Annotated in this window: 6 protein-coding genes; all 6 read right to left on the bottom strand. The window is 44.2% G+C overall.

Features of this window, described 5'->3' with window-relative positions; translation table 11 throughout:
• Positions 1-460: 460 nt before the first annotated feature.
• A complete protein-coding gene (gene tnpA, locus EZE20_RS16070) occupies positions 461-937 on the bottom strand; it encodes an IS200/IS605 family transposase (RefSeq protein WP_132119477.1) in 477 nt (158 codons plus the stop codon).
• A 122-nt stretch (positions 938-1,059) separates the two neighbouring features.
• On the bottom strand, positions 1,060-1,908 hold the full coding sequence (locus EZE20_RS16065; protein WP_132119475.1) for an AraC family transcriptional regulator: 849 nt from the start codon (positions 1,906-1,908) through the stop codon (positions 1,060-1,062).
• A gap of 46 nt (positions 1,909-1,954) precedes the next feature.
• A complete protein-coding gene (gene ilvA, locus EZE20_RS16060) occupies positions 1,955-3,232 on the bottom strand; it encodes a threonine ammonia-lyase IlvA (RefSeq protein WP_132119527.1) in 1,278 nt (425 codons plus the stop codon).
• Positions 3,233-3,357: 125 nt separating this feature from the next.
• A complete protein-coding gene (ilvC, locus tag EZE20_RS16055) occupies positions 3,358-4,404 on the bottom strand; it encodes a ketol-acid reductoisomerase (RefSeq protein ID WP_132119473.1) in 1,047 nt (348 codons plus the stop codon).
• Positions 4,405-4,428: 24 nt separating this feature from the next.
• A complete protein-coding gene (locus EZE20_RS16050; RefSeq protein WP_132119471.1) occupies positions 4,429-6,048 on the bottom strand; it encodes a hypothetical protein in 1,620 nt (539 codons plus the stop codon).
• A complete protein-coding gene (locus EZE20_RS16045; RefSeq protein ID WP_165933491.1) occupies positions 6,045-7,562 on the bottom strand; it encodes a glycosyltransferase family 39 protein in 1,518 nt (505 codons plus the stop codon). Before EZE20_RS16045 ends, EZE20_RS16050 begins: the two co-directional genes overlap by 4 nt.
• Positions 7,563-7,579 lie beyond the last annotated feature (17 nt).

Here is a 7,579-nt window from a genome sequence, read left to right as displayed (position 1 = left end):
TCCGAAGCTTTTTTGTTTGTGTTTATTGTTTACAAACGTTGCGCTTCTCCGAAGCTTTTTTGTTTGTGTTTATTGTTTTCTACAAACGTTGCGCTTCTCCGAAGCTTTTTTGTTTGTGTTTATTGTTTTCTACAAACGTTGCGCTTCTCCGAAGCTTTTTTGTTTGTGTTTATTGTTTTCTACAAACATTGCGCTTCTCCGAAGCTTTTTTGTTTGTGTTTATTGTTTACAAACGTTGCGCTTCTCCGAAGCTTTTTTGTTTGTGTTTATTGTTTTCTACAAACATTGCGCTTCTCCGAAGCTTTTTTGTTTTCTCCGATGGACCATCAAGCCTCGGAGAGGCGTAATGTTTGTAGATAAAATTCGTTTGGACCATCAAGCCTCGGAGAGGCGTAATGTTTGTAGCCCAAATTCGTTTGGACCATCAAGCCTCGGAGAGGCGTAATGTTTGTAGCCCAAATTATTTGTGTACATCCTGACCAAACCACGTAAAAAATTCTTTTTTGCCAATTTCAATTCCGAAATCCTCACAAAACTTCATGAATTCTTCCTGAAAGGTCTTTTTCTTATGATGTTCTTTTTGATTCAATATATATTTACAAACAGCATTTAATTGCGAGCGGCTATGCGAAAAAACACCGTAGCCATTTTGCCAGTCAAATTTGTGGCGACTCAATTTCTTTTCTTTTATAAATAAGTTTGATGAAGTCTTTATTTCCACCACAAGATCAGAAATTGACTCTGAGGGCTTTTGACCTATAAAAATATGTACATGATCAGGCATTCCACCAATTGCTAAAAGTTTGTGTCCCCGCTGCTGAATAACTCCCGTAATATATTTGTATAGTTCTTCCTCCCAGTCAGGAAGAATCAGAGCCTCCCGGTGCTTTGGTGAAAAGACTAAATGAATATACAATTGCGAAAAAACATCACCCATAGAATACTTCACTTAAAAGAGGCTAACGTCAATGGAGCACAACTCAGTTTCCACCTTACAAAAGTCCATATTATCCTTTAATCGCTTATAACGTAAAACGCTCAAAGAATAGCGATTTTGGCTCAATGGTTGCTTTTGGGCGTAAAACTATATTTCTCCTTGTAGCTTTTGATAAAATGAGAAACGCTCTCATAGCCGATTGACGCACTGATTTCGGAAACGTTCAGAGAGGTAGTTCGTAGGAGAAAATCTGCGTGTTCCAGGCGTTTTTGCTTGATCCAAAGGGCGGGAGAGGTATTGAATTCCTGTTGAAAATCACGTTTAAAGGCTGATAAACTTCGCCCTGACAAACGTGCTAATTCATTTAATGTTAGGGGTTTAAGCGAATAGCTATTCATCAAAAAACGTAAATCTGCTTTTTGACCTTTATGAATGCTCAGCAAGATGGATTGGAGCTTCCCTGATGTATCAATTTCGAGCAGGTGCAGGAGTAGTTCCTGAAATTTGAGCCGGAGAAAATGTGTTTTAAGGCTGGTTTGGGAATGAAAATAAGGGAATACAGACTGCACAAACTGCGAGAAGGTATCGGAGCTGTGCAACAACAAAATGGGCGATTGCAGCGGCTGCCCGGTCGATTCGGACTCAAAAAGTTCGTTGTGTAAGCCGACGAATTCTTTCAAAAGTTTTTCATCAAAAAAGAAAACCAGGCTTTTGTATGCTTCATGAATGGACTCCGACATGAGGTAAAATCCTCGTTGAATAAACAAAATATCGCCTTTTTTTACCCGGACTTCCTGTGTCGGACTGCTAAATTTTTTCTCTCCTTCGAGCACCACAATCACGGCATGTTCTTCAAAGAAAACTTCATACCGCGACGGGTACACCTCGTTGCGGTAAGCCACAAAGGTCATGTCCTGGATTTTGAGCGACTCAAACTCCTGAGTACTTATGTCGGATGGTACGCGAAGCAAAGCGAAAATTTAGTAACTACGAGGGTGTAGGAAATCGATTCATAACCTACACCAAAAACTGAAACATATTGGGCTGATCGTTAATATATTCGTAGGCAATGCGGCCTTCATCCATGCGTTGGAGCAAAGGAGCGAGTTCTTCGCGGGATTTGAGCTCAATCCCTACGAGCGCCGGCCCTTGCTCGCGGTTGGTTTTTTTGACATACTCAAAACGTGAAATATCAACATCGGGACCCAAAACATGTAGAAATTCGCGGAAAGCTCCCGAACGCTGCGGGAAACGGATGATGAAATAATGTTTCAGGCCTTCATACAGCAACGAACGCTCTTTAATCTCTTCGGTGCGTGTAATGTCGTTATTCCCACCACCAATCAGGACTACGACGTTCTTCCCTTTGATTTCTTCCCGAATAAAATCCAAAGCGGCTACGGTTAGGGCTCCGGCGGGCTCTGCCACGATAGCTTCTTCGTTGTAGAGCTGCAAAATAGTTGAACAAACCTTCCCTTCGGGTACAAGTAGAATACGGTCGAGGTACTGCCGGCAAATCTCGAAGGTAATCGCACCGGCTCGCCGCACGGCGGCGCCATCTACAAACTTGTCAATGTGATCAAGTGTCAGCACGTGTCCTTCTTCAAGGGCTCGTTGCATCGTAGGAGAGCCCAGCGGTTCAATGCCAATGAGTTTGGTTTTGGGAGAAAGTTGCTGAAAAACCGTAGAAACACCGGAAGCCAGGCCGCCGCCACCGATGGCCATCAGCAGGTAGTCGATTTTGAAATCAGCATCTTTAAATATTTCCAGGCCTACGGTTCCCTGTCCTTCCATCACCTGCACGTCGTCGAAAGGGTGTACGAAGGTGGCATCGTGGTTGGCCTGATAGTCCATCGCTGCGTGGAAGGCGTCGTCGTAGGTATCTCCCACAAGTTGGATATTGACCCATTCTTTACCAAACATTCCGACCTGCTTAATCTTTTGAGCGGGAGTGGTAGTTGGCATAAAAATAGCTCCTTTAACGCCCATTTTCCGGCAGGCGTAGGCGACTCCCTGCGCGTGGTTGCCCGCACTGGCACATACGACGCCTTTGGCCAAAATATCCGCCGAAAGACTCGCCATCTTATTATATGCGCCCCGAATTTTGTAGGAGCGGACAATCTGTAAATCTTCCCGTTTGAGATATACGTTTGCGTCAAACTGCTCCGACAGATTGAGGTTGTGCATCAGCGGTGTGTGCGTGGCAATAGTACGCAGGCGCTCAGAAGCGAGAAATATCGCATCGAGCGTGGGATAAGCAATAGTGGTTGTCGATTCGTTGACGCTTTCTTTCATGTCCTTCCGTTCGTAGTTCAAACGAAATTACGGATTTATCGAACATTATAAGAAAAAAAGGAAGGGAGGTAGAAAAAGGTGGTTTAGGGAAGAATATTCTTTCTTCTCTAAACCACCAGAAAAAATCAGGCGCGTTCGGGGCGAAGGCTACGAACGGTTGTGCCAGCCTGCCACATTTCAGACTCACGGAGCTCGGCCAATTCTTCTTCCAGTTTCACGCGGTAGTCAGGCTGTGAGTTACGGGTAATAGAAATTTGGGCTTGCTCGCCAGATTTTACTGAATTATAAAGTTGCTCAAAAACGGGCTTGGTTGCATCCCGGAAAGGCTTCCACCAATCCAAAGCTCCCCGCTGTGCGGTGGTGGAGCAGTTGGCGTACATCCAATCCATACCGTTTTCGGCCACGAGTGGCATAAGCGATTGCGTAAGTTCTTCAACGGTTTCGTTAAATGCCTCAGATGGTGAGTGGCCGTTTGAACGAAGAACTTCGTACTGTGCAGCAAAAATACCTTGAATAGCACCCATCAATGTACCGCGCTCGCCGGTAAGGTCGGAGGTAACTTCGCGGTAAAAATCAGTTTCAAACAAATACCCTGATCCTACACCAATGCCCATAGCGATACATTTGGTACGGGCGTTTCCGGTAGCATCCTGGAAAACAGCAAAAGAAGAGTTCAAGCCTTTTCCTTCTACGAACAACCGGCGCAATGAAGTACCTGATCCTTTCGGCGCAACAAGATATACGTCAACGTCGGCGGGAGGAACGATACCCGTCTGATCTTTGTACGTAACCCCGAAACCGTGTGAGAAATACAGCGATTTACCCGCAGTAAGGTTTGCTCTTACGGTAGGCCACAGCTCAATTTGAGCGGCATCCGAGAGCAGGTAACAAATGATGGTGCCTTTTTGAAGCGCCTCTTCGATTTCAAAAAGAGTTTCGCCCGGAACCCAGCCATCAGCGATAGCCTTGTCCCACGATTTGCCGCCCTGACGTTGTCCAACGATCACGTTGAAACCGTTGTCGCGCATATTCAGACTTTGGCCCGGTCCCTGAACGCCATAGCCGATAACGGCAATTGTTTCACTATTTAATACTTCGCGTGCTTTTTCGAGAGGAAATTCTTCGCGGGTTACGACTTCTTCTTCTACTCCGCCAAAATTTAACTTTGCCATTGATAAACGATTTATTGGTTATGATTACTGTAAATGCTCTTTCTTGTAAATTAGGTGCTCTGAGGTCTGTTTTATTTTAATAAAATCCAGACTTTCAGGAGATTGACGAAATGCCTGATAGGTAGAATCGCCTGCAAAGTAGTCATTCATTTTTTTATTAATGATGATGCAGTTGATGTCCTTTTCCTGGACAAACCTGGCGAAATTTTCGGGTCGATGAATGTCAAAATAGAAAAAATCTTTCCAGTTTGGACTTACATAGCGCGGGTAGGTAAACGGCGCATCTCCTCCCAATAGGCGCACGTCCTGCTTAATGTCTAACCCCTGCAACATCAAGGCAAAGGCGCGGTTGGGTGTGGGCAAATCTTTACTGGCTTCGCGTACTTTGGGATATAGAAAAATACTGATGAACAGCAGGTTGAGTACGGCTATGCCCAGGGTGAAATTTTGGGTCAGGCTCCCTATTTTCCGGAATTTAATGCTAGATACTAACAGCCCTATCAGCGGAACGTACAACAAAAAGTGATATAAAATATAGTGAGGTCGCGGATAAATAATGGTTGTCGAAAGCAGCGAAGGAATCAGGAACACGAAGAGAATTGCACCTAAAACGGCATTTTCTTTCAGAGCGGTCCTAATCGTTTTCCAACTTCTTTTGTAATCGATCAAAGCCAAAACGATCAGAAATACGGCAACTAAAACCAAACCCCGATGCGGAAAACGGAACATTTGGGAGAGCTGAACCACAAACATTTCGTGTAGATAGGTAAAAGTTTCTTTGGCCAGATTGCCTACATTAAAGAAAAAGTGCCGCATCACAAGGGCCGGATCGGTCAGGAAAGCGTCCATCGGAGACGTGAGCTTATGCCCAAAAACCTGAGTGGTGATTTCGTTGAAATGATTCCATGGAGACAACCCTATTTCCGGATACCAACTCACATAGTTGATGGAAAAATGGTGTTTAAAGGTCCAGAAACTGCGGTCGTTTTCGCGAATAGGCGTGCCAACAAGAAGCCCCGACACAACCGTGATTGCCAGCATGATGAGGAGCAGTCGGTAGTTTTTGCGGGTGTAGGAAATCCACGCCAGCCACGCCAGCATGACCCACAACCCGACGTACATTTCGGGGCGGACGTAGGAGGCAACAAAGATGGTAACAGCCCCCCAAAAAAGTTTTTTCTGTAAATCGTCTACCCGACGAACGACGATCATTCCGCCGAGCAAAATAGCAATGGTAAAGTGCGTCAATTTGGGCGTAAGCGGGAAATTCATGAGCGAAAATGTATAGCAAAGTGCCACCCAAACGCTTACCCACATATTGACTTTCATACTCCGCATCACGGCATAAAAGCCGATCGTGGGCAGGATTGTCATTAAGATCCAGTTGACATAAAATGTTTGGGCGGCGTCGTTGGTCATTAACTGAATGGCCAATTGCCACAGGCAATACAGAGCGCCATCGTCCGGGCCACGGTATTTGCCTTTTAGGTAATCCATGCCAAACATAAAGTACAGGTCATCATCATCGCTGATAATGTCGAGGCGGTCCAACAGATTATAGTTTAGTACAAATAACCCAAGTCCAACGAGCACAAAGCCGAGCCAGGTTTTTTGAGTTTCGTTCAATTTTGATAAATACGTCATATTGTGGAGTTTTTCAGAACAAAAATTCTGGTTTGGCCATTCACATCCTCTTTCAGGTCATAGTGGGTTTTCACGTAGTCGTACACGACAGGATAATTTTCCAGACCAAACTTCTTCCGCCCCTCTGCTCCAAAAATTAGTGCCGAGTAGCCTATGAAGGTTTCAACAAGCACGGTGGGTTGATTTTGAATTAAATCTTTTACATACCGTTCGAGGTAGTAATCCTGCAATTTTATAGGATGCATGTGATAATGTGTATGTCCGTCACGCGTACCCTGAAGCAGTTGAGTATCTATAAATAAAGGTGTATTCCAGCCCCATATAGCCATTTTTTCGTTGGGTTGAGTATACGTTGAAATCATTTTTGCTTCCAGTGATCGCCTGTCCTCAGTACCTCCAAGCAAAAACAGCGTGGGTTCGGTATGTTCAATCGCCTGAATACTGCCTAACAAGAGTGTGAACACGAAAAAGAAAGGAATAAAAACGTTTTTTAATAGAGGTTTAAATACAATAGATTCGACATTTAAAGACCCAAACAGCCGATGTGCAGTAGCAAATGAGGTGCCTGTCAGCCATGCTATCGGGACTAAAAGAATATTCTGATAGTGGTAAAAAAATGTCAATGGTTTTACGGTGCAAAAGAACGCAAAGGAAATCATGAACAACGCAAAAAGTAGTTCTCTGCCAGAATCATCGTTTAGTTGAAAAAAGGAAGTAGTGACGAACAGAAAACCAATCAGAAAAGAAACCAGTCCGGTGAGCATCCAATAGGAGTATTCGGGTTGCGACACCAGGTAATCGAGCATTTTGCTAAGAATGTCTCCGGCGGTATAATCATTTCCAAAAGCTCCGTGAACACCACCGTAGAATAAATTATTATAGATATAAGAATTGATAAAGTCCAGCCATAAGTGATTGGCTGAAAGGTATATGGATACCAGAATGCTCGGAAAAAGACCACCGAAAATAAACAGCAGCCAATATTTCCCGGGAGCTTGTATGTTAAGTAATTTCCATAAGAAACCAAGAGCGATGATCATTCCTAACGGAATGGCCTGTGGTTTTGAATAGACAAATAGTCCCATGACAACCCCGGCAAAGAAGTAAAACGCGGCTTTCCAACGGCTCGGTGTGATACTATATAGATAAAAGCTCAATGCAGTCAGGAAAAGTATGGGAAATTCACCATTGTATGCATTCAGGTTTTGGGTTACTGCCATGACACCAGCAAGAGGAATGACAGTTAAAGTTGCGATGTTTCTGCCGTATACATTTTTTAGTCCTAAATAGGTAAACAGAACTCCCGGGAGCAGGTAAACCAGGAGTGCGAACAAACGTACAGAAACATAACTCAACACACCTCCCAAAAGAGGAATCAGGCTCAGTGGAATGATGCTGAGCGGGCCGCTTGTAGTACCATCTACTGATTTCCAGAAATAGGGATCTTTGTAAAAAGTTGCTGCTCCCACGAGCCAATCTGCCTCATCTACATCCAAATGAGAGTAATTGAGCATAGGAAGCCTAATTAGAA

The sequence above is a fragment of the Arundinibacter roseus genome (assembly GCF_004348825.1).
In the GTDB taxonomy this organism is placed as follows: domain Bacteria; phylum Bacteroidota; class Bacteroidia; order Cytophagales; family Spirosomataceae; genus Arundinibacter; species Arundinibacter roseus.
Note: the sequence above shows the minus strand (reverse complement) of the source record. Positions and strands in the feature narration are given on the sequence as shown.